Below are 23,562 nucleotides of genomic sequence, written 5' to 3' on the forward strand. Positions count from 1 at the left end.
CTCCTAGCCACAATTGCCGTCTTGGGACTGACCAACATCGGTACTGCGGTCGCCATCTGGAGGACAGACTCGCCCCAGACGGGCGTCGGATCCCTAACGTGGAAGTTCAAGGACTACTCGACGCTGGAGCATAAAGCCGGCGCGTACAGCGTCCCGCTCACTGACCTCCCCCGCGCGACGCAGGAGGGGTACACGTTGGTATTCACCAGTTCTGACTACCTATCGGTACCAGGAGGGTCGGGGCGGATCGTCGGAGCTGGCCTGACCGTCATTGATACCTCGATCCATAATGCGTTGTACCGAGCGGTGTGCCCACATGGACCGGCCAGCTGTCACCGCCTCAGCCCTCTCGAACAGGCCAAGTTGGCGACGAAAGTCACGCTCACCGTCGAGCGAGACGAGCACAACCCGGCCGTCGCGGGGTACTTGCTCGTTGATGAGAACCCAACAGATTTCGCTCCAGAACTCAAGATGATCGCCGGCACGATGCGTCGACTTGGTGCCCAGATCCCAACTGTTTGCGCGGTCGGTCGCTCGCTCCCAGCCAGCTCTCATGATGACGACGGGCCTCTGCAGAACGCGTTCGAGCGCCAGCTGCGTAACGTCTCGCCCCAGTGGTGTGACGCAATCCTTCTCTATGGCTACGCTCCCCTTGGTTCCGACCCGCGACCAAACCACGTGGACTGGACGATGAGCGCGGAACTGCCGAAGACACTCGCCAAACTGAGGACCACCGGTTGGGATCCAACTGTCGAGCCGCTCATTGGCGTTCCGCAAGCGTTCGTATTCAATCCACGCGTCTATGTCAAAGGTGGGAAGAACTACCGGGACTACTTCGCGATCCAAAGCCCCGCTGGCCTCGCGCAGCAGACGACTGCATTCTGCGAGGCTGGCGCCGACTCAGTCATCGCCTACGCCTGGAATGACAGTAATAGAGGCGGAGTATCGGAGCTCGGGACGAACGCCAACTTGCGCCAGGGCTTTCGCCAAGGGCTGGCAAATTGCCGCCGGATCTGGGCGGGGTTGCGTCCATCACCCGGCTGAGCCAATCATTCCGGCACCAACGGTGGCTCCCGTCGCCTCGTCGACCAGGATGAACGATCCCGTCGTCCGATTGCGCTCATAGGCATCGACGAAGATGGGCTGGGTGACGCGCAGTTGCACGCGTCCGATTTCATTGAGTCCCAGTCCGTGAATGTCGGTGTCACGGTGCAGCGTGTTCACGTCGAGGCGATAAGCAATCTCCTTGACAACGACACGCGCACTCCGACTGGTGTGCTTCATCGCCAGCTTCTGCCGCGGCCGCAGGGGCGCGTTCGCCATCCAGCAGACCATCGCGTCGAGGTCCTGCGTCGCGATTGGCTGGTTGTTTACCCGGGCAATCATGTCGCCCCGCGAGACATCGACATCATCGGAGAGGCGGACGACCACCGACATCGGAGCGAACGCCTCGTCCAGCTGCTCGTCGTACAGGTCGATAGCCTCGATCGTCGAGGTCATACCGCTGGGGAGGACGACCACCACATCGCCAGGCTTGAGCACACCTCCGGCGATTTGTCCGGCGTAACCGCGGTAGTCGTGGTGCTCATCCGATTTGGGGCGGATGACATATTGCACCGGGAAGCGGACGTCGCGCAGATCACGGTCGGACGCGATGTGCAGATGCTCCAGGTGGTGCATCAGCGAGGGGCCTTCGTACCATGACATCGACGCGGAGCGTGTCACGACGTTGTCGCCCTTGAGCGCTGAGAGGGGGATGACCTGCAGGTCCGGGATATTCAGCTTCGCCGCGAATGCCGTGAACTCGGCGTCGATCTGGTCGAAGACTTCTTGGTCGAAATCGACGAGGTCCATCTTGTTGACTGCGAGCACGAGATGCGGCACCCGAAGCAGCGACAGCAGCACCGCGTGCCGGCGGGACTGCTCCGTAAGCCCTTGACGCGCGTCGACCAGCACCAGACCGAGGTCTGCGGTCGAAGCACCGGTGACCATGTTGCGCGTGTACTGAACATGCCCAGGGGTATCGGCGATGATGAACTTGCGCTTCGGTGTCGCGAAATAGCGGTATGCGACGTCGATCGTGATGCCCTGCTCCCGCTCCGACCTCAAGCCATCGGTGAGCAGCGCCAGATCGGTGTAGTCGTAACCCTTCGACGCGCTGGTCGCCTCCACCGCATCGAGTTGGTCGTCGAAGATCGCCTTGGAGTCGAGCAGCAGCCGCCCGATCAGGGTCGACTTGCCGTCGTCGACCGAGCCGGCCGTTGCGAAGCGGAGTAGATCCATCGGACGGTCCGCAGGTGCCGGCGTCATCAGAAGTAGCCTTCCTTCTTGCGGTCTTCCATGGCCGCCTCGGAGAAGCGGTCGTCCCCCCGGGTGGCGCCCCGCTCGGTCAGTCGTGCGACGGCGATCTCGTCGATGATCTTCTCGACGGTGTCGGCATCAGACTCGACACAACCTGTCAGGGTCATGTCGCCCACTGTGCGGAAGCGGACGGTGCGCTCGGTGATCGACTCACCATCACGCGGCTGCACCGCGTCGGATGCCGACAGGAGCATGCTGTCGCGCTTGATCACCTTGCGGCGATGTGCGAAGTAGATGGTCGGAATCTCGATCCGCTCCCGGCCGATGTAGTGCCAGATGTCGAGCTCGGTCCAGTTGGACAACGGGAAGACTCGCATGTGCTCGCCGGCGTGCAACCGGCCGTTGTATAGCGACCACAGCTCGGGGCGCTGGTTCTTCGGATCCCACTGGCCGAATTCGTCCCGGTGGGAGTAGATCCGTTCCTTTGCGCGTGCCTTCTCTTCGTCGCGCCGACCACCACCGAAGGCGGCAGTGAAACCCTCCTCTTCGATGACGTTCAGCAGCGTGCCGATCTGCAAGCGATTGCGGCTCGTCTTGCCGTCATCCACCACGATGCCGCGCTTGATGGCGTCATCCACCGAAGCGACGATCAGCCGGGCGCCGAGTCGCTGCACCCAGCTGTCCCGCGCCGCAAGGACTTCGGGGAAGTCGAACCCGGTGTCGACCTGCAGGATCGGGAACGGAAGCTTCGCGGGGTGAAACGCCTTCTCGGCCAGCCGCAGCATCACGATCGAGTCCTTGCCGCCGGAGCACATCAGCACTGGCTTCTCGAACTCTGCGGCGACCTCCCGGAAGATGTGGATCGACTCAGCCTCCAGCTCATCGAGCTGACTCAGCCGGTAATCGGTGTGGGCAGGCATTGAACCCGGACTTCCTGGTCTTCGGCGCGATGTGACGGGGAGAGACTACCTGTTCCCAGTGCCGCAACCGTGCACGACTCCTCTGACATACTGCGCAACGTGCCAGACACGTCGGACGTCCTCCAGGTCTGCCCCGCACCCGAGACCCTGGACATGGTCGAGTTGGTGCGCATAGGAGCCCTTCGCCCAACGACCGACGTACCCATCCAACTGGCGATGCCCTCACCGGCAGGCAATGCCAACGTCGAGATCGTTGACCCCGAGGGCGTGCCACTCTTGCGACTGCAAGTCGATGGCACACCGGTAGCGCGCCTGGAGCAGGAGCCCCGTTGGCTGGGCACCCTCTCACCCCGCCCGTTCGAGCGCCTCTTCGTTCCACCGGCGGCAACGGAGGCCGGCGATGCACACCCGATCCTCATCGACCGACCAATCACCGCCGCGGACGTCCGTGTCTGGGGAGATCGGTCACTAATGCTCCTGGTGCTTGCCGGCCCGTCAACTGACCCCGGCCTGCAGACCCTGGCGACTCTCCGGTCGGCTGCTCACTTGGCCGACTCCCGAGCGAACACGATGGTGGTGGCGCTCCCCCTGGCGTCGACGCAAGCGGAGGCGGATCCTGTGCTGCTCGCGGAAGTCGTCGCCGCCTACACGGATCGTCAGCCAGCACGTCTGCCGGAGCTACCGGGGGAAACGAGACCGCACCGCGGAACGGTTTTGCTCCTCACCGGCCTGTCCGGATCGGGCAAGTCGACGATCGCTCGCGCGGTGCGCAACGCGATCCTGGAGCGCTCCGACGACTCGGTCAGCTTGCTCGATGGCGACCTCGTGCGCCGTCACCTGTCTGCGGGCCTCGGCTTCTCTCCCGCTGACCGCGAGACCAACATCCGTCGCATCGGCTGGGTTGCCGCAGAGATCGCCCACCATGGCGGGCTCGCCATCTGCAGTCCGATAGCGCCATACGCCTCGATCCGTTCGGAGGTTCGCCGGATGGCCGAGGCGCGCGGCTGCCGATTCGTGCTTGTGCACGTCTCAACTCCACTCGAGGAATGTGAGCGGCGAGATCGCAAGGGCCTGTATGCCAAGGCACGTCGTGGCGAGATCCGCGACTTCACCGGCGTCGACGCGCCATACGAAGTTCCTCTGGACGCCGACCTTCGGCTCGACACCACCGCGTTGGACGTCGACGTGGCGCGGGACCAAGTGCTGGACCTGTTGGATTCGCGGAGGAGCCTGCTGTGACCTCACTCATCGACTCCGGAGCGCTGCAAGTCCTGGTCGTCGCATTCGGCATCGGGATTGTCGTCGGGCTGACCGGCATGGGCGGCGGTGCACTGATGACACCGGCATTGATCTTTCTCGGCATTCCACCCACCTCCGCGGTTGCTAACGACCTCGTCGCCGCTGCCATCAACAAGTCGGCCGGTGCGGCCGTGCACCTGCGGCACGGCTCCCCCAACCGCGTCCTGGTGAAATGGCTTGTGCTCGGTTCCGTGCCGATGGCACTTCTTGGTTCATGGCTGGTGACAGCCATCGGTGGCGAGGAGGATCAGCAGAAATTCCTCAAAGTCGCCATCGGCTGTGCGCTGTTGCTCACCGCGGCGACCTACGCCATGCGGATGTATTTCGAGCTGGCGCGGGGCATCGAGGACGACCCCAATGCGCCTGACCCGCGCGTTCATCCGTTGCCGACCTTTGCGATCGGTGCGCTCGGCGGACTGCTGGTCGGCATCACCAGCGTCGGATCCGGGTCGCTGATCATGGTGAGCCTGCTGCTGCTCTATCCGGCCCTTTCCGCAGTGCGTCTGGTCGGCACCGATCTCGTGCAGGCGATCCCACTGGTCATCGCGGCTGCTATCGGCCACGTGCTGTCATCGGGAGTCGATTGGTCGGTGCTCATCCCGCTCATCGTCGGCGGCACTCCTGGGACGCTGCTGGGCGCTCGGCTGGCGTCCCTGGTCTCGCAGTCAATCGTGCGCCGTGGCATCGTCATGGTCCTGACGCTGACCGGTCTCGGGATGCTGAAGATTCCGCCGGTCTGGGTGGGCATTCTCGGCGCCGCCATGGTCATCCTCGGACCGGTCGGATGGGGACTGCTGCGGCAAGCCCACGGGGTGCCCGCTTTCGAGCATCGACCGTTCCCATTGCGGGAGAAGTCGTCCAGAGTCAGTCGGAACGACTGAACACCGACTGCACTGTCTGCCAGACGGCGCGCAAGTCTTCACGCAGGGTCCACGACTCGATGTAGGTGCGGTTGATGCGCACCTTCTCCGGCCAAATGACCTCTCGGTTGTAACCCTCTGGGTCATCCGCTGCCGCGAGCATGGCTTCCTCGTGGCGGAACGCGAGCGAGGCGGGCCCGGTAATGCCTGGTCGGACCTGGAGCACCACCCGATCAGCACCGACCAATTCGTCGGCCCAGCCCGCAACGTCCGGCCGTGGCCCGACGATGCTCATGTCTCCCCGCAACACATCAACCAGCTGCGGCAACTCGTCGACCTTGAGTTGGCGGAGCACTCGGCCGAGCGTGGTGATGCGCGGGTCACCACCCGCGGTAACCGTCGTGGTGTGAGTGTCTGAAGTGCGCATGGTCCGGATCTTGTGCACTCGAAACGGCTTGCCGTGCAGACCGATTCGTGACTGGGAGAATATGCCCCATTCGCGGGTGTCGATCGTCGCCAGGACCACGCTCAGCGCCGTGACTGGTGCGGTGATGACGACGCCGACTCCCGCTACCAGCAGGTCGAATGCCCTCTTCTGCCGCTCTTGCGTCGGGGTGAGGCACGCCTGCTCCTGCTCGCACACCAGGTTCTCAGGCATAACCGAGTGCCGCGAGAGTATCGTGCCCGATCGCGTCGAGCCTGGCCGTCACGTCCGAGCCGAGCGTTGCGCGGCCCTTGCCCACGCTACTGTTCCGCACGTTCTTGGTGGCTGTCGGGTCGTAAGCGTCGTCTCTGCCCAAGAACCCGAGGATCTCCCGCAGACCGGCATCCGGATCCTTGACGAAGTCCTCATAGACGACCTCGATCATTCGGTCGTCCGGCAGCGAATTGAAGTCCTCGCGACTTCGCTCGACACATCGTTGCCATTGGATGAAGGCAGCTTCTTCAAGTGTGTGTTGCTGCATCAACTCCCGGAAATCGTGCGGCCGGGGTCCCCACCAGGTCTCGACCTTGGTCTGGCCGTCCGCAATGCCCGCGGTGCCAGTACGCAACTGCTTGACTTTCTTGCCGACGAAAGACGCAAAGTGAACAGGAAAATCGCGGGCCGGAACGTAACGCACCTTCTTGAGGGTGTAACGCAGGTCGAACGGCGCGTTCCATCGTTTGATTGCCGATGCAGTCGCGTCGATGCCGTCCCGCCGGATGAAGACGTATCGTGCGTCCGGCAGTGCGGCCGCGACAAAACCGACCCGCAGCGAGGTCGCGCACGTCTTCTCGACGACCACATCGGCGCGGTGCTTCCGCCCGAAATCAGCGAAGGCCTTTCGCAGATAGGTGGCAACCTCGGGTCGCGCATCCTCGGCCGTCAGCTCGTCGTGCGGCACACCGATGTTGCCGTGCTTCCAGATCAGGTTGATCTCATCGCAGTCCCAGGTGGCGAAGCCGGTTAGGGCGCTCAGGACATCACGCAACATGTTCGTGCCCGAGCGCGGCGCTCCAACAATGATCACGGGGTCAGACACCGGAAGGGTTCCTGTCATCGAGAAGGTTCAAGGCGAGCTGTTGCCATTTAGTGAGAGCAGCCGCCTCTGAGAAGTTGCTGGCAGCATAACGTCGGGCCCGTGTCGCAAACTCAGCAAGATCACCGTGTCGAGCGAGTTGTGTCGACGCCTCCACGACAGCAGTCTTCAGCTGTCTCACGTCGCTCGCCGCCCAGCCGATGCGCTCATCGGTGACCGTGCGCGCCAGTTCACTGCTCTCGTCACACAAGGCCAGCACCGGAAGGTCCTCGCACAGATAGGTCGCGGTCTTGCTCGGATACGCGTAGCGCACAACGTCCGGCTGCAGGCTGACGAGCCCGAGGTGGGACTGTGCCATCAACGCGCGTGCACGGACCGGACTGCCGTGCGGCAGAAAAGTCACGTGCAGTCTGCTGTGCTGATCGAGTTGCTCTGCCCGTCGCTCCAGCTCGGGTTTCGCGCGCCCGTCTCCCATGAAGACCAATTCGACGTCCCGGTCGATGTCTGCGAGCGCATCGACCACTTCAGACAAGCGCTGGAAGCGCCCGACGTTACCGGTGAAACAGATCCGCAAGGTGCCCTCGGAAGGCGGCGGAAGCGGCGGCTCCGCATCGACATCATCGAAATCGGGCAACGCGAAGTTGTTCAGCACGACGACGCGGTCCTCGAGCGCCGGATCGCGGTCCAGCGCGGCCTGCCGCATGTCCTCGGACAGGACCACCACAGCATCAGCTCGGCGCATGGTGGCCGTGTCCAGCTTCATCAGCGCTCGGTAGACGAGTGGATTGCTGAATTCACCTGACAACCGGCCGATTTCGGGATGGACATCCATGCAGTGATAGACGAACTTCGCGCCCCGTGCTTTTGCTACAACCGATGCTGCTGTCCCCAGCAAGACCTGGGGCGCGGTCGAGCACATCACCAGATCGGCGTGTCGGGTACCGATCAGCATTCCGGCGATCTGGATCGGGAATCCGATCAGGTTGATCATCTTGCCAGCACGGAACTTTGCTTCGTCGATCACGCGCACTCGCCGTACGTACAGGTCCCCTAGTCGCTCCATACGTGGCCGCCGGCGGATGCCGGCGGCAGAGGTATAGGACGGTTGCGCAGTCAGGACCGTTACGTCGGCGCCCTCAGCGCTCCACCGCTCTGCGATGGCTCTCAGCATCGACGCATAGGGCGGAGTGTCCGGCCAGAAGTGCCGGTGAATCACAACGACGCGGTGTCGCACCGTCCCTCCTCTCATGTCATGGATCATCTGTGCCCGCGTAAAGCTACTTGAGCCGACACGCTGTCCCTCACCTCGGTGTCCAATGACGCCCCTCGTTGGCGACTCGTGCACGCTGCGACCCAAGGTGGGGACTGGTCGTACGGAAAGCCCAGGTCGAGCGGTCGGACGACATGCGGGGCAAAACCGCGCACGAGACGACGGGCCTGTCAGGACGCCCGGTGGAGACCCGGGCCCGAGCACACGTGTGTCAGCGCGTCCACGACCTGCGGCAGGGCCGCGTCGATCTGCTGCTGCATGTGTTTGAAGGCGCGGTTGCCTTGACCGAAGGGGTCGACGATGTCCGCCTTGTCCGCCGGCCGCGGCGTGGCACGGCCGAGGTGCCGCGCTGCGCCGCTGACCAGCAACCCGAGGGGTGACAGGTCCGGCGGGTCCATGAAGGACGGCCGCAATTGCGCGACGTCCAACTGCGCGACGATGTCGCTGAAGTCGATCAACGCGAAGGTCTTGCGCAGCCCGCTCGAGTCCGTGCGCACGACCTCAGTGCGCTGACGACGAGTCGCCGTCAGGATCAACGTGGACTCCCGCACCAGGTCGGCGGTCAACTACCGGGCGGCGAAATCGTCGGTGTCGACGCCCTTGGCAGCCAGCAGCTCGGCACAGCCGGGATCGACCGGCTCTCCAACCAGTGCGTCGGTGCCGGCGCTGCCGATCCGCAGGACCGCGTCGAGCGCGTGTCGCAGCGTGAATTCGACATACGGAGAACGACATACATTCCCGGTGCACACAACGAGCACGAGATCCGGGGGCATGGCCCCAGCCTGGCATCGTCGCCTGCAACGATGCTGAGAAAATTCAGCGAGGGAGCCGGTCGGGACCTCGATGCGGACCTCCGCCGCTTCGCTCCCCCGGCCCTTACTCGGCCACAGCGGGGCAACGGCCGCCGCTTCGCTCCCCCCGGTCCATACCCGTCGATACCCCGCTCGGGTTCAGCGGCCGCCGGCGACCTCGCGTGCCGCCTGCACGATCCGTGGGAGCACGTCGCTGACCTGCCTTGCCATGAAAGCGAAGACGCTGTCGTCCTGGCGGAACGGGTCCACGATGCCGGAGTCCTCGGCAACACGGGCCGCGACCTCGCCGCGCGCGGACTGGGCACGGGCGGCCAGCTTGACCACCACTGAGGCGTCCGGCGACTCCAGGAACGACGCAGTCCGCAGATCGGCGGCCGCCACCAGGTCACTGAAGTCGTCGACGGCGTGCGCGTAGCGCAGCGCCTTCGGCTCCAACTGGACGACCTCGCGTCGGTGCTCACGGGTCGCGGTCAGCACAAGATCGGCCTCCGCCAACATGGCGGCAGTCAGTTGCCGGGCGACGAAGTCGTCGGTGCCGATCCCGGCCTCCTCCAGCAGGCGTGCCGATCCTTGGTCCATGGGCTTGCCGGCCAGCGCACGGGTGCCTGCGCTGGACACCTCGACGTCCAGACCACGCAGTCCGACGGCGAGCAACCGCTCGATGTACGGCGACCTACACACGTTGCCCGTGCACACCACCAGGATTCGCCCGCCTTCACTCACGTGGCTCAATGTAGCCGAGGCCAGTGTCGGGACCTCGAGACGCTCATGCCTCGCTCCTCGGCCACCTCGAGGTGGTTGAACGGCTTGACCCTGCCGCACCGCCCACGTAGTCTTGACTTGACCGGCTTGACCGATGGAGGTTGTCATGAGGATCCGCGGCGACTCTCGCGAGCTCAGCCCCGAGGAATACAGCGAACGCGTGGGCAAGGCCATGACGAAGCAGGTCCACTCCCTCGCGGTGGCCTGGCAGCAGAGCGCCATACCTGCGCCGCCCGAGGACGAGTTCGTGCAAGCCGTCCTCACCCTGCCCGCCCTGGCACGGGTCGACACCGACCTCGACGAGCAGATCGGCCCGTTCTACGACACGGCCGGGGTGCAGAAAGTGCTCGGTGGGATCAGCAAGCAGGCTGTCGAGGCAAGGCGCCGGAAGGCGAGCATCCTCGCGCTGCGCACCTCGGACGGGAAGTTCGTCTACCCGGTGTTCCAGTTCGCCGGCGGTGCTGTCGACTCGGCGCTCCTTCCTGCGATCCGAGCGCTCGGCAGCAGTCCTGCCTGGTCGGTCGCTCTCTGGTTCGTCACTGCCAACGACGACCTCGACGAGATGAGCCCACTGAAGTGGGCGCGAGCCGAGCTGCCCAGCGAAGCCATCGAGACAAGTGCCCGGCGCACCGCAGCAGAGTGGCGGTGACGCCCGCCGACGAGCGCCGCTCCGAGCCGGTCCAGGTCGGACCGCCGGCGGAGCTGCGCCGCGCGCCGAAAGGGGCGATCACGCCGACGGCATGGTTCCGAGAGCACCAGCGACGCCCCGGAAACGACGGCGGTTGCTGGTATTTCGCCAGCGTGCCGCCTGACCCCGCCATGGAGTCCGGTCGATTCGACCTCCCGGCCCCCGAAGGCACGTGCTACTTCGGAGCCACCCCGGCGACAGCAGCATTCGAACGTGTCGGCCGGTTCACCGCCAAACACCGGCCCGTCCCCGCCGACTTCCTGGTCGGGCGGGTCGTCACCGAGATCGACGGACGGCTCCTGCCGCGACACGCGATCAACCTCGCCTCGCGGAGGGCGGCCGTGCTCGGTGTGACCGGAGAGCTGTTCACCATGTCCGACTACACGATCCCTCAGCAGTGGGCACACGCGATCCGGCAACTCGGCCACGACGCGCTGAAATACACCCCACGCTTCACACCGGGTGGCCACGCCGTCGCATACTTCGGCCAAGCCGGGCCGCGGCCGGCTCCTGTCGTCGGGCACACCTCGCTCCGCCAGATCCTGCAGCAGACGGGTGTCCGCATCGCGGAGCTCCCCGCCAGCGCCTCCTTGACCATGGCCGACCCGGACGACCAGTAGCGGCAACCTGTGGCGGGCAGCAACCTCGTCATACACCGCCGACTTTGTGCACCCGCGCTCGATCACCGCATTTTGTTCATCTGCCGACCCGGGCCGACCCGGGCCGACCTTACTGTTCCTTTACCTTTCCAGGCGTGATCGGCCGGCGATGGCAGATCGCACCTGCGGCGACCACATGGGGGAAGCACTTGATGACCGAGGCACACCCGACGGGCCCTGCTTGCCAGGACGGTCACGAGCAGGCGACTCCTCCGGTCAGTGTGCGGGTGGGCACTCACGTGCACGACGTCGGCTCGATCGAGGCGTTGATCGGGAGGCACGGGCGCAGATATCTCGACCGCACATTCACTGCAGAAGAGGTGCGGGCATGCGGCGGCTACGACGCCGAACCCCATCTGCTGGCGCCCGGACTGGCCGCCCACTTCTGTGCGAAAGAAGCCACGCTCAAGGTGTTGCGGCCGGTCGCGATCATGCCCGAGTGGACCGACATGGAGATCGTCAGCGTGGCAGGGGGCTAGCTCGGTCTGAAGCTGACCGGCTCGGCACTGCAGATCGCCGGTGAGCGTGGGCTGGTCGATCTGCAGGTTTCGATGTCGCACGAGAGATCGGTCGCGGTCGCGACGGTCGTCGGGACCGAGAGCCCGCACACCGTCATCGACTGAACTCACTGACCTTTGAGTCCGTTGATCGCTTCACGACGTCGAGCATGTAGAGAATCCACTGGATCGCAGCGATCGGTAGTAATCGTTCTTGCGCTCGATGATCGCTCTCGACTGCTACGGAATCGAGTCGTTCAGCAGACCGCCGTCGATCGGCCGAGAACCCAGCGACGGCAGGTCCACGACTGCCATCGCTCCAGCACCTCACCACCCAGTGCCCGGTGCAACCGCTCCCCGTCTTCGGTGGCGTTGAACAAGAACGGGCGTGGCGGGTCGCCTCGTGCTGCGAGGTCGACGCCGAAGTGCACCAAGGACAGCGCGGCGCGAGTGCGCCGCGCGGAGCGGCGCACCCCCATGCCCCAAGCACAGAGAGCCTCGGGTCCGGCCGTCAGCAGCCCACAACCGACCATTTCGCCATTCAGGAAGATCCCCCAGCTGGAGGTATCACTTCTGGCGAACACCGTTTCGTTGAAGAGCGCACGCCCCAGACTCTCCGGCCCGGCGAAGGCGTCCATCACACACTCGCGCGCGGCAGGGAAGTCCGTCACGGTCAGTTCGCGGATGTTCGGATCCGCGGGGCGCCGGCGCGGCCGCTGCCTCATGAACGGCACGTCTCTGACGTGCGACCAACCACCAGCGGACAAGACCGGCTCGACATGTTCCGCACCTGGTGGCAGGAAGACCATCGCCGGGAGGCCGTGCCGTGACGCCGCTTGCAGCACCTGCTCGGCCCGGCGGGGTCCGTTCGGCCCGCTCAGCATCGCGACGTTGTAGTCGACGTTGTCAATCCCCGAGAACATCAGCCACGAGTCATCGTCCTGCCAGAATTCAAGACTGGCCAGCGGTCGCGCTGCCCCGCCGAGCGCATGCCGCAGGCGTCGCATCTCGTCGTCGTTGATCGCCGACTTGACGTCGGGCACCGCCTCGGCTGTGCACGTGTGTGTTGCGGTCTCGACATCCATGGTCGCCTCCGGACTCTGACCGTTCCCTCGACCTGCCCGGCGAACCTAACGGGGACTCATCTACCGGCCGCGACAAATTCCGCGGCCCGCGCCACTTCGCAATTGCTCACATTTGAGGTCTCACGAAGTCGGCAAGTGCGGCTCGCCAGTCGCGGATCCCCCCCCGTCGCCGGCCAGCACACTTGATGCCGGCCGCGGAGCGGGGCGTGGGAATTCGGCTGTCGTGCAAGGACTCGCGCGCTCCGGGTCGCGGTGGCCGGCGGTTGGCGGTTGGCGGTTGGCGGTTGGCGGTTGGCGGTTGGCGGTTGGCGGTTGGCGGTTGGCGGTTGGCGGTTGGCGGGTGGCGGTTGGCGGTTGGCGGTTGGCGGTTGGCGGTTGGCGGTTGGCGGTTGGCGGTTGGCGGTTGGCGGTTGGCGGTTGGCGGTTGGCGGTTGGCGGTTGGCATCGTGTCATTCCGGGGCACGTAGTGCCGCTTCGATGTCAGCAACCTTCTGGACGAGCAACAGACTGTCCGGGACACGGCGGAACCCGAGCGACTCGTAGAAGATGGCGACTCGCTCGTGCAGTGCGTCAACGACGACCAGTCGGGCGGCTACCGTTTGCGTCGCCTCGACCACACGGGCGAGTGCGTCGGCGACAAGAACTGCGCCATACCCCTGCCCGCGCAGCGATCCCGACAGCGCGAGCCGAGCCAGCAACACCGCAAAACTCTCAGACGGTCCGCCTCTCCCGCCTGCGGGCGGAACGCTCTCGCGGGCGACCTTGTGTGCGGCCAGCGCGTAATAGCCGACGACGGTGCCCTTTGATCGACCCACACCCAGGTTCGAGCGGTACGGCGTGCGGTTGCCGGAACAGCTTGTTCGCGCAGCCACGTATCCAAGGACGGCTCACCGCAGGTAAAGGAAAATCAGACCCGCTCGACCGCCGCCAAATACGCCGCGATGCGCTGCTCCCACGAGCCGATGACATCGTCGTCGTGCGCCAGCACGCTGCTGGCCGGGCGAGGTGCCGGGCGCGGGAAATCGCTTGTCGTGCAGGGCGTTACGCGGTCCGGATCCCATCCGGACACGCGGAAGATCTCGCGGGTGAAGCCGCACCAGCTCGTCGCGCCCTCAGACGTGCCGTGGTAGTAGCCGCCCGGTCGATCGGCGGTGACCAGCTCGACGACATACGGGGCCAGATCCTTGGTCCAGGTGGGCTGACCGATCTGGTCGTCGACCACGTTCAGGGTGTCGTGCTCACCGGCCAGGCGTTGCATCGTCTTGACGAAGTTGGGGCCGTGCTCGCCATACAGCCAGGCGGTGCGGACGATCAGCGCATCCGGATTCGTCGCACGGATCGCCCACTCCCCCGCAGCCTTGGTGCGCCCGTATGCCGACCGCGGATTCTGCGGGTGATCCGGTCTGTATGGCGCTGTGGCGGTGCCGTCGAAGACGTAGTCGGTGGAGATGTGCACCATCCGGGCGCCGGTCTCGGCCGCGACCAGCGCGACGTTGCGAGCGCCGGTGGCGTTGATCGCAAACGCTTCTGCCTCATGGGTTTCCGCGTCGTCGACCGCTGTCCAGGCGGCAGCGTTGACCACGACGTCGAAGCCGCGCAGCGTCGCGCGCACCGCCTCCAGCGAGCGTATGTCGCACTCGGCCGACCCGACCGCCACCACGTCGTCGCCGCGCTCGCGCAGCAACGCGACCAGGTCGGTGCCGAACATGCCCCGGCCACCGGTGACCAGCCAGCGCATCAGCCGATCACCGACTGACCGGCGTAGCGCGCCTCCGCGGCGGCCTTCTGCGGGCGCCACCACGACTCGTTGTCGCGATACCAGTCGATGGTCGCCGCAAGGCCGGCGTCGAAGTCGGCGAACTCCGGCGCCCAGCCCAGCTCCTCACGCAGCCGGGTGGAGTCGATCGCGTAGCGTCGGTCGTGCCCGGCCCGGTCAGTCACCCGGTCGTAGGCGTGCGCGTCCTGGCCCATGCCGACCAGGATCTGCTCGATGACCTCCTTGTTGTTGCGCTCGCCGTCCGCGCCGATCAGGTAGGTCTGCCCCAGCTCGCCGTGCTCCAGGATCGTCCACACCGCCCGGTTGTGATCGTCCACGTGGATCCAGTCGCGCACGTTGAGGCCGTCGCCATACAGCTTGGGGCGGACGCCGTCGATGATGTTGGTGATCTGCCGCGGGATGAACTTCTCCACGTGCTGGCGCGGGCCGTAGTTGTTGGAGCAGTTGCTGATCGTCGCACGCACCCCGAAGGACCGCACCCACGCGCGCACCAGCAGGTCACTGCCCGCCTTGGTCGAGGAATACGGACTGCTCGGGTTGTATGGCGTCGCCTCGGTGAAGCGCTGCGGATCGTCCAGCTCCAGGTCGCCATACACCTCGTCGGTGGAGATGTGGTGGTAGCGCACATCGTGCCGGCGCACCGCCTCCAGCAGCGTGTAGGTGCCGACCAGGTTGGTCTGCACGAACGGCCACGGCTCGGCCAGCGAGTTGTCGTTGTGCGACTCGGCGGCGAAGTGCACCACCGCGTCGGCGTCCGCGACGAGCCCGTCGACGAGCGCGGCATCGGCGACGTCACCCTCGACGATCGTGATCTTGTCCTCGAGGCCGGCCAGCGAGGCACGGTCACCGGCGTAGGTGAACGCGTCCAGCACGGTCACCTGCACGTCCGGCCGGGTCGCCGCGGTCAGGTGGACGAAGTTGCTGCCGATGAAACCGGCTCCTCCGGTGACGACTATGCGCATGCCCGGAATGGTAACCGGGGTGTGTGGCACTCGATCTCGATACACCTCCGCCACTGCGCTCCCCCGGCACTCGATCAGCGTGCGAGTTCACCCCACCCCACGCTGGTCGAGTAGCGGCGAGGCGCCAGCCGAGACGCGTATCGGGACCACCCCGGCACTCGATCAGCGTGCCGATTCACCCCCACCCCACGCTGGTCGAGTAGCGGCGAGGCGCTAGCCGAGACGCGTATCGAGACCACCCCGGCACTTGATCTCGATACACCTCCCCCGCTCCGGCACCCCACGAAGTTTCTCCCCCGCTGCGCTCCTCCGAATACTTCGCGGGGGCCCCGCCCGCTCCTCCGGCACTCGATCAGCGTGCGTGCACTCGATCAGCGTGCGCCGGTCAGCCGGCGAGGGACAGGCAGTCGCTCGGCATGCCGGCCGGCACGTCGGAGACCGCTGTCCCGGTCTCCTGCCACCAGATCGCGTGCCGTTGCACCTGCTCACCGGCCAGCTGCGGACTCGCCGCGAAGAGCGCCAGGTCGGGGTGGTTGCTCATGCCCGCGGCATACACGACCGTCGGCGCGAGCACCGGGTCCGCGGCCAGTGCGGCCAGGTCCACGTGCTCGGGCACCCCGCCGGCGCGGGCCAGCGCGACCAGCATCGCGGCGCGCGACTCCGGCACCGTCTCCAGCAGGTCGACCAGATCCTCGCGCTGCTCGGGCACCGCCAGGTAGCTGAGCGCGTGGCCCGCCGCGTGCGCGGCATACGGACCGGCCGGTGCCCGCACCTGCTCCAGCGCCACCTCCGAGACGACCTTCCGGTACGGACTGACCGCCAGCAGCAGCGAGGAGTGGTGCCGCCGCTCCACGAAGTCCGGCGACAGCGCCTCCCGCAGCAGCCGATCCAGCATCGGGTCGTCCAGCCCGGACGCCTGCAGGGCGGCCGCCCGGTAGGCGCTCAACGCGGTCGGGCTCTGCACCCGGGCACCCACCGCGGTCGGCGCCGCGTAGTAACCCAGCCGGGTCACGACCTGCTGGGTCAGGTTCGCCGAAAGCCGTTGCGCCAGCGCGAAGGCCGGCTCCCCGCGGCCCGGGCCGTCGCTCGCCGCGTCCAGCGCCGCGCGAGCGATGCGCGGCACCAGGTCGACCGGCAGCCGCCCGGTGCAGATCTGGTTGAGCAACCCGTATGCCGCCCCCCACATCTGCTCGCCCTCGGAGTGCTCGAAGTGCATCAGCAGCCACCGCAGCACCGACGGGTCGGAGCTGCCGCCCAGGATCGGCAGCACGTTGGTCACCGACTGGGCGCCCGGCTCCGCGACCGCGGAGGCCACTGTGTCCAGCACGACCCGTCCGGCCGACCGGTCGGCGAGCAACAGGTCCAGGGCGTGCGTGCGGGTGGTGTAGGCGTGCCGCACCGACCGCATCGTCTCCGACACCAGCTGCGCGACCCAGTCGTGCAACATCGACGGCGGCAGCACCGGACCCGTCGGCCGGGTGATCGCGTCCGCCAAGTGGATCCAGTCGGTGCCGGTCATCGACCGGGTCGCCACCTGCTCCTCCCACTCACCCAGCGCGTCGCTGAGCGCCGCCCTGGAGAACGCCGGTGCCACGTCGGACGCCAGCGCCGGCCCGAACATCCGGTCCAGGCCCAGGCAGACGCCCACCAGCCGGCCGGCCGGCGCGTCCAGCGCCCGCTCGTAGGCGCTCACCACCGACTTCGGCACCGCCTCCACCCCGGTCTCGTAGCGACACAGGGTGCTCGGTCCCAGCACGCACCCCTGGGCCCGCAGCATCTCCACGAAGCGTCCGGCCGGCCCCGGTGCGGCCGCCAGCCGGCTCAGTCGCAGCAGCCAGGCGATCCGGCCGCGGGCATCGATCCGCGCGCCGCGCAGCGATGTCTCGTCCTCGGGGATCACCACAGGACGACCCCGCCCCGGCACCCAGGTCACAGCCGCGCACCCATCGGGAGGGAGCGGCCCGTGCGCGCTCCTCGCCGGCCGGCCGGCGCACCGTTCAGACGGTCGCTAGCCGGAAACGTGGCATCCCGCCACGGATGATCTCGCAGCACCGCATCCAGCAGCTCCGGCACGAGATGGCTGTGCGGGCCGAAGCAGGCTCGCACATCGAGCACGACCGGCGTGTCTCCGGCGCGACCGCGCAACGACACCTCGACCGGGCCGGTCAGCCCCAAGGCACGCACCGCCGCCTGCGCGACGCGCTCGACCTCCGGAGCCGCACCCCGCTCCACCGCGTATGCCGAATCGACCTCCCCGTCGTCCAGGATGGTCTCCTCCAACACCGTGGTCAGCCGGCCCTTGCCGTCCAGCGGCCGGTAGACGACCGCCTTGTATGCCGTCCCCGGCACGAACTCCTGCACCAGCGTCTCGTCGCCCAGCGACGCCCAGTCGACCTCCGACGGGTCGTCCACCAGCACCGTCGGCTGGTTGTCGTCGGCCCAGCGGGACCGCAGGATCAGCGCACCGCCCAGCACCGCCGAACTGGCCGATGAGTGGGCGAAGTCGCTGGGGACGCCGAAACCCGGCACCCCGATGCCGTGCGACCACAGGCCCCACGCGGTCAGCAACCGGTCCTGTGCGGTGGCGACCGGGCCCGGTCCGGGCACGACGACCTCGACGCGACCTCCGAACGCCATACGTCCCGACGAAATCGCAGCAAGCTCACTGCTGTTCGCCGGTATGACGAGGTCGATGTGCTCGGTCCGGACCAGCCGGGCGAGAGCGGGCAGGAAGCCCGGCCCCCCGGCGATGAGGTGGCAGGTGGCGGATGGGACGTCCATCGGCCGGCTGTCCGCGCAATGCACCCGCAGGCCGCGGTCGGCCAACTGCTCGGCGAGCGACGTGCCGGAGGCGCCGGCGGCGCCGGTGACCAGGACGGAGCGCCGTCTGGCGGCTCCGGAACGGTCGTTATCCCCGAATGGTGAATCCTGCTGATCTATAGATGACATCGAGTCCCCTGGACGACTGTGCTGGCGAGCTGAGATAACGCCGCAGGCCCAAGAGGAGGGGGCGGACTTGCAAACAACAACGCGGCGCTACCGGCGCGTTGCGGTCATGACATCGGCCGGAGTAACCGGCCCGGATCTTTGACTTATCAACTGCGTGGCAGCAACGTACTCCTTTACGAAACTTAGAACAAGGCTTTACTAAAAATTTACTACTTTTGTGGTTCGCTACGTCCTGCGCGGGCCGCAGATCCCTGCAACCGCAACGAAATTTGCCGTCTTGCGGTCGGGCTGCCGCGTCGCAATCCCAACAACGACAAGGTGATTCATCCGTTCGGCGTATCACCAGTAGTCCCTCCAGTCACAGATTTTTCAGACACTCGCGCGTCGTGGAAATTGCCCGCGCACAGCACAATGTGACGCACACCTTTCGGTGCGGCGTTCGTCCCCGGCGCGGCCGGCCAGTGCGTCACATGGGCGTATTCGGTGCGGTGTGATTCCTCCTGTGGTTATCCGGGTCGATGGGCAATCGGCGTGCTGCGTCGGTCATGTCAGTCGGTCATGTCAATGGCTCACGTCAGTCGGTCGGTTGAGTCAGGGAGTCGATGAGGGGGTCAGTAGGCGCCCGTGCCGCGCACCACTGCCCGCGCGGTGCGCCACAGGATCTGCAGGTCCAGGGTCATCGACCAGTTGTCGACATAGCGCAGGTCCAGCCGCAGCGACTCGTCCCACGACAGGTTGCTGCGTCCGCTGACCTGCCACAGCCCGGTCAGCCCCGGCCGCACCCGCAACCGGCGCACCGCGTCGGCGCCATACTTGGCGACCTCGTCGCGCAGCGGCGGACGCGGACCCACGATCGACATGTCGCCGCGCGCCACGTTGATCAGCTGCGGCAGCTCGTCGAGCGAGAAACGGCGCAGCACCCGCCCGACGGGGGTGACCCGTGGGTCGTCGCGCAACTTGAAGAGCACGCCGTTGCCGTCGTTCGCGGCGCCCTGCAGCGCGGCCAGCCGCGCCTCGGCGTCGGGCACCATCGAGCGGAACTTCAGCATGGTGAAGTCGGTGCCGTCGATGCCCACCCGGGTCTGCCGGAAGAACACCTGGCCGCCGTCGCGCACCTTGATCAGCACCGCGATCACCAGGAACACCGGCGCCAGCAGCGCGATCCCCAGCGCGGCGGCGCAACGGTCGAACGTCGCCTTGGTGACGGCGTTGACCCCGTGCAGCGCCGGCCGCTCGATGTGCAGCAGCGAGAGGTTGGCCGCCGGGCGGATCGACATCCGCGGGCCGGTCACCTCCACCACACCGGGCGAGACGATCAGCTCGGTGCCCAGGTCGTCCAGCTCCCAGGACAGCCGGCGCAACTCGATGCCGTCCAGCCCCGAGGGGCTGGCCACCACCACCACGTCGGCGGCATACCGGCGCGCGATCTGCACCGTCTCTGCCACCGTGCCCTCGCGGGGCAGACCGCAGCCGAGCTCGGCGACCTCAGTGGTGCAGGCCGCGACCGGGTTGATGCCGTGCACCGGCTCCCGGCGCAGGTCGCTCACCAGGCCGCTGACCGCCGCGTTCTGACCGACCACGACGGCCCGGTGGAAGCTGCGGCCCTTCCAGCGGGCCTGATGCAGGTGCCGGCGCAACCCGTAGCGGCCGATCAGCGAGGTGATCAGCAACAGCGGGAAGAGCACCAGCACGAAGTAACGCGAGAAGTAGGGCCGGTTGGTGTAGACCGCGTATGACGCGAACGCCGACAGGGCCAGCAGGCGGACCGTCGCCGAGAACACGGCGCGGTACTCCTCGGCGCCGACGCCCAGATAGCGCCGCTCGTAACCGTGACAGGCCGCCACCGCCGCGACCCACACGGCCGGGCTGAGCACGATCACCGCCAGATAGGGCACCGGCACCGCGTCCCGCAGCGGGATCGCGTCGGACACGACCACCGCCGCACCGACGCAACAGAAGGCGCACAAGGCGTCGGCCAGCAGGACGTGCCGCAGGTAGAGGCGCGACCAGTCGCCGGTGCGGGTCTGCCGGTGACTCGCCGCAGGTCGCCGCGGGCGGCGCAACGGCCAGAGTGCCGGCGGGTCGACGACGGCTCCGGGCGGCTGGGCCAGTCCGGCGTCTGCTTCGGCTGTCATACGCTCCCCCATGCGGCTCGCTCGGCTGGCATCTGGTGCGGTCCACCGGCCCCCACCGGTCTCGTCGCGGGAGCCATCCTCCCGAAGCCGCTGCGCGCACAACGCTTCTCTGCTGCCGCATCACGATTGCGCAAAATGTCCGGCAGGGGTGGCCGGAACGCGGCGGAAGTGGTTCAATCCCCGCACCATTCGAGCGTCGAACATCCGGGCGCCGGTCGGGGCGCACGGTGGTCCGCTAAGGTCGGCCGCGTGAAGGGGATCATTCTCGCCGGGGGTTCGGGCACGCGCCTGCACCCGATCACACGTGGCATCAGCAAGCAGCTCATGCCGGTCTACGACAAACCGATGATCTACTACCCGCTGTCCACGCTGATGATGTCGGGCATCCGGGAGATCCTGGTGATCACCACCCCGCACGACATGGAGCAGTTCGTGCGGCTGCTCGGCGATGGCAGCCAGTGGGGCATCGACCTGACCTACGCCGTGCAGGACTCACCGGACGGCCTGGCCCAGGCCTTCCTCATCGGCGCCGACTTCATCGGCGACGACACCGTCGCGCTCGTACTCGGCGACAACATCTTCTATGGCGCGGGCCTGGGCACCGCGCTGCGCCGATCGACCGAATCCGTCTCCGGCGGACACGTTTTCGCCCACCACGTGACCAACCCCTCGGCATACGGCGTGGTGGAGTTCGACGCCGGCGGCAACGTCCTGTCGATCGAGGAGAAGCCGGCCAAGCCCAAGTCCCGCTTCGCGGTGCCGGGCCTCTACTTCTACGACAACGACGTGGTCGAGATCGCTCGTGCGCTGGAGCCCAGCGAGCGCGGTGAGCTGGAGATCACCGGAGTCAACGACGCCTACCTGCGACGCGGCGACCTCACGGTCACCGTCCTGCCGCGCGGCAGCGCGTGGTTCGACACCGGCACCTTCGAGGGGTTGATGGACGCAGCGAACTTCGTCCACGTCATCGAGGACCGCCAGGACCTCAAGATCGGCTGCGTCGAGGAGGTCGCCTGGCGCGCCGGCTGGCTCGGCGACGACGAGCTGGCACAGCACGCCGCAGCACTGGCCAAGAGCGGCTACGGCACCTACCTGTCCCGACTTCTGGAGGACCCTCGCTGATGGACATCGCACCGCTGGACATCGCCGGCGCCTTCGTGGTGACGCCCCGCCAATTCCCTGACGACCGTGGGGTTTTCATGGAGGGCTTCCGCGGCGACAAGCTCGCCGAGCACATCGGGCACCGCCTCGACGTCATCCAGACCAACATCTCGGTGTCCAGCAAGGGCGCCGTCCGCGGCGTGCACTACGCCGACGTCCCGCCGAGCCAAGCCAAATACGTGACCGCGGTCAGCGGCTCCTTCGTCGACTACGTGGTCGACATCCGGGTCGGCTCCCCCACCTTCGGCCAGTGGTGCAGCATCGAGCTGGACACCACCACCCGCCGGGCGGTCTACCTGTCCGAGGGGCTTGGACACTGCCTGGTCTCCCGCGAGGACGACTCGACCGCGGTCTACCTGTGTTCGGCGAGCTACCACCCGGAGCGCGAACACGGCATCAGCCCGCTGGACCCGGACCTGGCACTGGCCTTCCCCGACGACATCGAACCCATCCTGTCGCCGAAGGACACCGCCGCCCCGACGCTCGCCGAGGCGCGCGAACAGGGCCTACTGCCGCTGTATGACGACTGCCAGCAGTTCATCGCCGGCCTGAGCTGAGCCTGCGGGCGCTCACGCGCGATCAGCTTCCAGCTCCTCGCGGATCCGCGCCTCTTGCACCTCCAGCGCGGTGCGCAGCGCGACCAGGACACCCTCGGTCTCCCGCACGTCCTGGCCCATCCGCGTCACCACGGCAGCCAGCCATCCCTCGGAGCGCTCCAGGAGTGACCCGCCCTTGGCGGTGAGCGCCACCACGACCTGGCGGCGATCGGTGGGATGCATGGTGCGCTCGGCCAGACCGGCCGCCTCCAGCCGGCGCAGCAACGCCGTCACCGTCGACGGCGTCAGGCCGGTGCGGCTCGCGAGTTCGCGGGCGTTGAGCCGGCCCGCCGACCGCAGGTGACTCATCGCCGTCAGATCGGACGGCCCCACGCCGAAGGCTTCGGCGACCGTCTGCCGGAAGAGGTCGGCTGCGAGGACCAGGGCGCGCAGTGCGCTGATGTTCGCCTTGGACTGCTGTGTCATGACTTCCGATCCGTCGTGGCGTGGCCGCTCGATGAAACTTCAAAAATTCGAAAGGTGAAATGTTTGACAGGCGTTGTTTTTACCAATACTTTACCTTTCATCGCTTCGTAAAACTTTCGTCAAGTCACACGAGGCGCGGGGTCGGGCCCCACCAGGGGGATCGGTCCGCTCGCGTCATGGCCACGACCGGGTCAAGACGATCTTCCTCTTGCTCGAAAGGCGATCACCCATGTCCTCTTCCGCCCGTACCCGCCGCCGCACTGCTCGATTCGCCACCGTCGGTGCGATCGTGACCGGCCTCTGCGCCTCCGGTGCCTTCGTCTGGCACGCGTCATACTCGGCGTTCGCGGCTCAGACTGCCAACCCGACCAGCAACTGGAACGCCGGCACTGTGGCGCTGTCGGACGACGACAGCAACACCGCGCTCTTCACCGCGAACAACCTGAAGCCGGGGTCCACCGACACCAAGTGCATCGCGGTCACCTCGACCGGGTCGCTCCCCTCCGCGGTGAAGCTCTACGGCACCAACCCCACGACCACCAAGGATCTGGCCAGCAACATCAGCCTGACGATCACCCAGGGGACCGCGGGCTCCTTCGGCTCGTGCTCGACCTTCAAGCCGCTGGCCAGCGGGGCAACCGTCTACAGCGGGACGCTCGCCGACTTCGGCGCTTCGGCATCCAGCTTCGCCACCGGCAAGGGCGACTGGGCCCCGACCGGGAGCGCCTCGGAGACCCGCGTCTTCCAGGTCAACTACACACTGAACGCCAACACGCCCAACACCGCGCAGGGCGGCACCGCCAGCCTCGGCCTGACGTGGGAGGCGCAGAACTCCTGACCTCACGACGGTGGGCGGCCGCCACACGCGGCCGCTCACCGCGCC

The 23,562-nt window shown here is 66.9% G+C and carries 25 protein-coding genes; 9 read left to right on the top strand and 16 right to left on the bottom strand.

Annotation, left to right across the window (positions count from 1 at the left end; all coding sequences use genetic code 11):
- Positions 1–21 precede the first annotated feature (21 nt).
- Positions 22–1,044, top strand: a complete 1,023-nt coding sequence (locus ACTHL4_RS05355; RefSeq protein WP_440281705.1) for a hypothetical protein — start codon at positions 22–24, stop codon at positions 1,042–1,044.
- Here the strand turns inward: ACTHL4_RS05355 and ACTHL4_RS05360 are convergent.
- Positions 1,033–2,310, bottom strand: coding sequence for a sulfate adenylyltransferase subunit 1 (locus tag ACTHL4_RS05360; RefSeq protein ID WP_440281706.1), 1,278 nt, complete (start codon positions 2,308–2,310; stop codon positions 1,033–1,035). The genes ACTHL4_RS05355 and ACTHL4_RS05360 overlap by 12 nt on opposite strands.
- Positions 2,310–3,221 carry a sulfate adenylyltransferase subunit CysD gene (gene cysD, locus ACTHL4_RS05365; protein ID WP_440281707.1) on the bottom strand — a complete coding sequence of 304 codons (912 nt, stop codon included), beginning with the start codon at positions 3,219–3,221 and terminating at the stop codon, positions 2,310–2,312. The genes ACTHL4_RS05360 and cysD overlap by 1 nt, the downstream gene beginning before the upstream one ends.
- A gap of 153 nt (positions 3,222–3,374) precedes the next feature.
- Here cysD and cysC point away from each other — a divergent pair, with 153 nt between their 5' ends.
- Together cysC and ACTHL4_RS05375 are read left to right on the top strand one after the other, a co-directional pair.
- Positions 3,375–4,460: an adenylyl-sulfate kinase gene (gene cysC / locus ACTHL4_RS05370; protein WP_440281708.1), complete on the top strand. Its 1,086-nt coding sequence runs from the start codon at positions 3,375–3,377 to the stop codon at positions 4,458–4,460.
- Positions 4,457–5,401 carry a sulfite exporter TauE/SafE family protein gene (locus ACTHL4_RS05375; RefSeq protein WP_440281709.1) on the top strand — a complete coding sequence of 315 codons (945 nt, stop codon included), beginning with the start codon at positions 4,457–4,459 and terminating at the stop codon, positions 5,399–5,401. The genes cysC and ACTHL4_RS05375 overlap by 4 nt, the downstream gene beginning before the upstream one ends.
- Here ACTHL4_RS05375 and ACTHL4_RS05380 read toward each other — a convergent pair.
- From ACTHL4_RS05380 to ACTHL4_RS05405, 6 genes are all read right to left on the bottom strand, one after another.
- Positions 5,385–6,038: a sugar transferase gene (locus ACTHL4_RS05380; protein WP_440281710.1), complete on the bottom strand. Its 654-nt coding sequence runs from the start codon at positions 6,036–6,038 to the stop codon at positions 5,385–5,387. The genes ACTHL4_RS05375 and ACTHL4_RS05380 overlap by 17 nt on opposite strands.
- Complete coding sequence (locus ACTHL4_RS05385) at positions 6,031–6,903, bottom strand: sulfotransferase family protein (protein WP_440281711.1); 873 nt, start codon at positions 6,901–6,903, stop codon at positions 6,031–6,033. Before ACTHL4_RS05385 ends, ACTHL4_RS05380 begins: the two co-directional genes overlap by 8 nt.
- Positions 6,896–8,161 (bottom strand): glycosyltransferase family 4 protein, encoded by a 1,266-nt coding sequence (locus tag ACTHL4_RS05390; RefSeq protein ID WP_440281712.1) that lies wholly within the window; start codon positions 8,159–8,161, stop codon positions 6,896–6,898. Before ACTHL4_RS05390 ends, ACTHL4_RS05385 begins: the two co-directional genes overlap by 8 nt.
- Positions 8,162–8,340: 179 nt before the next feature.
- Complete coding sequence (locus tag ACTHL4_RS05395; RefSeq protein WP_440281713.1) at positions 8,341–8,667, bottom strand: hypothetical protein; 327 nt, start codon at positions 8,665–8,667, stop codon at positions 8,341–8,343.
- 69 nt (positions 8,668–8,736) lie between these two features.
- Positions 8,737–8,943, bottom strand: coding sequence for an arsenate reductase/protein-tyrosine-phosphatase family protein (locus tag ACTHL4_RS05400; RefSeq protein ID WP_440281714.1), 207 nt, complete (start codon positions 8,941–8,943; stop codon positions 8,737–8,739).
- A 177-nt stretch (positions 8,944–9,120) separates the two neighbouring features.
- Positions 9,121–9,705, bottom strand: a complete 585-nt coding sequence (locus ACTHL4_RS05405) for an arsenate reductase/protein-tyrosine-phosphatase family protein (RefSeq protein WP_440281715.1) — start codon at positions 9,703–9,705, stop codon at positions 9,121–9,123.
- Positions 9,706–9,850: 145 nt separating this feature from the next.
- Between ACTHL4_RS05405 and ACTHL4_RS05410 the strand changes: the two genes are divergently transcribed.
- From ACTHL4_RS05410 to ACTHL4_RS05420, 3 genes are all read left to right on the top strand, one after another.
- Positions 9,851–10,393 carry a hypothetical protein gene (locus tag ACTHL4_RS05410; protein WP_440281716.1) on the top strand — a complete coding sequence of 181 codons (543 nt, stop codon included), beginning with the start codon at positions 9,851–9,853 and terminating at the stop codon, positions 10,391–10,393.
- Positions 10,390–11,052: an RES family NAD+ phosphorylase gene (locus ACTHL4_RS05415; RefSeq protein ID WP_440281717.1), complete on the top strand. Its 663-nt coding sequence runs from the start codon at positions 10,390–10,392 to the stop codon at positions 11,050–11,052. The genes ACTHL4_RS05410 and ACTHL4_RS05415 overlap by 4 nt, the downstream gene beginning before the upstream one ends.
- A 191-nt stretch (positions 11,053–11,243) precedes the next feature.
- A complete protein-coding gene (locus ACTHL4_RS05420; protein ID WP_440281718.1) occupies positions 11,244–11,570 on the top strand; it encodes a 4'-phosphopantetheinyl transferase superfamily protein in 327 nt (108 codons plus the stop codon).
- Between the two features lie 275 nt (positions 11,571–11,845).
- On the opposite strand, the gene ACTHL4_RS05425 is transcribed toward ACTHL4_RS05420, so the two are convergent.
- From ACTHL4_RS05425 to ACTHL4_RS05455, 7 genes are all read right to left on the bottom strand, one after another.
- Positions 11,846–12,595 (bottom strand): hypothetical protein, encoded by a 750-nt coding sequence (locus ACTHL4_RS05425; RefSeq protein ID WP_440281719.1) that lies wholly within the window; start codon positions 12,593–12,595, stop codon positions 11,846–11,848.
- A 527-nt stretch (positions 12,596–13,122) separates the two neighbouring features.
- On the bottom strand, positions 13,123–13,545 hold the full coding sequence (locus tag ACTHL4_RS05430) for a GNAT family N-acetyltransferase (RefSeq protein ID WP_440281720.1): 423 nt from the start codon (positions 13,543–13,545) through the stop codon (positions 13,123–13,125).
- Between the two features lie 35 nt (positions 13,546–13,580).
- Positions 13,581–14,411: a dTDP-4-dehydrorhamnose reductase gene (rfbD, locus tag ACTHL4_RS05435; RefSeq protein WP_440281721.1), complete on the bottom strand. Its 831-nt coding sequence runs from the start codon at positions 14,409–14,411 to the stop codon at positions 13,581–13,583.
- Positions 14,411–15,412, bottom strand: coding sequence for a dTDP-glucose 4,6-dehydratase (gene rfbB, locus ACTHL4_RS05440; RefSeq protein ID WP_440281722.1), 1,002 nt, complete (start codon positions 15,410–15,412; stop codon positions 14,411–14,413). Before rfbB ends, rfbD begins: the two co-directional genes overlap by 1 nt.
- Positions 15,413–15,797: 385 nt before the next feature.
- Complete coding sequence (locus ACTHL4_RS05445; protein WP_440281723.1) at positions 15,798–17,345, bottom strand: hypothetical protein; 1,548 nt, start codon at positions 17,343–17,345, stop codon at positions 15,798–15,800.
- Positions 17,342–18,361 carry an NAD-dependent epimerase/dehydratase family protein gene (locus ACTHL4_RS05450; protein WP_440281724.1) on the bottom strand — a complete coding sequence of 340 codons (1,020 nt, stop codon included), beginning with the start codon at positions 18,359–18,361 and terminating at the stop codon, positions 17,342–17,344. The genes ACTHL4_RS05445 and ACTHL4_RS05450 overlap by 4 nt, the downstream gene beginning before the upstream one ends.
- Before the next feature lie 611 nt (positions 18,362–18,972).
- On the bottom strand, positions 18,973–20,496 hold the full coding sequence (locus ACTHL4_RS05455) for a sugar transferase (protein WP_440281725.1): 1,524 nt from the start codon (positions 20,494–20,496) through the stop codon (positions 18,973–18,975).
- Between the two features lie 249 nt (positions 20,497–20,745).
- Between ACTHL4_RS05455 and rfbA the strand changes: the two genes are divergently transcribed.
- Both rfbA and ACTHL4_RS05465 read left to right on the top strand, forming a co-directional pair.
- Positions 20,746–21,618 carry a glucose-1-phosphate thymidylyltransferase RfbA gene (gene rfbA / locus ACTHL4_RS05460; protein WP_440281726.1) on the top strand — a complete coding sequence of 291 codons (873 nt, stop codon included), beginning with the start codon at positions 20,746–20,748 and terminating at the stop codon, positions 21,616–21,618.
- Positions 21,618–22,214, top strand: a complete 597-nt coding sequence (locus ACTHL4_RS05465; protein WP_440281727.1) for a dTDP-4-dehydrorhamnose 3,5-epimerase family protein — start codon at positions 21,618–21,620, stop codon at positions 22,212–22,214. The genes rfbA and ACTHL4_RS05465 overlap by 1 nt, the downstream gene beginning before the upstream one ends.
- 12 nt (positions 22,215–22,226) lie before the next feature.
- Here ACTHL4_RS05465 and ACTHL4_RS05470 read toward each other — a convergent pair whose 3' ends face one another.
- Positions 22,227–22,679, bottom strand: coding sequence for a MarR family winged helix-turn-helix transcriptional regulator (locus ACTHL4_RS05470; protein WP_440281728.1), 453 nt, complete (start codon positions 22,677–22,679; stop codon positions 22,227–22,229).
- Between the two features lie 229 nt (positions 22,680–22,908).
- Between ACTHL4_RS05470 and ACTHL4_RS05475 the strand changes: the two genes are divergently transcribed.
- Positions 22,909–23,517, top strand: coding sequence for a hypothetical protein (locus tag ACTHL4_RS05475; RefSeq protein ID WP_440281729.1), 609 nt, complete (start codon positions 22,909–22,911; stop codon positions 23,515–23,517).
- The last annotated feature ends 45 nt before the right edge of the window (positions 23,518–23,562 follow it).

It is taken from the genome of Flexivirga sp., assembly GCF_051955415.1.
GTDB lineage: Bacteria > Actinomycetota > Actinomycetes > Actinomycetales > Dermatophilaceae > Flexivirga.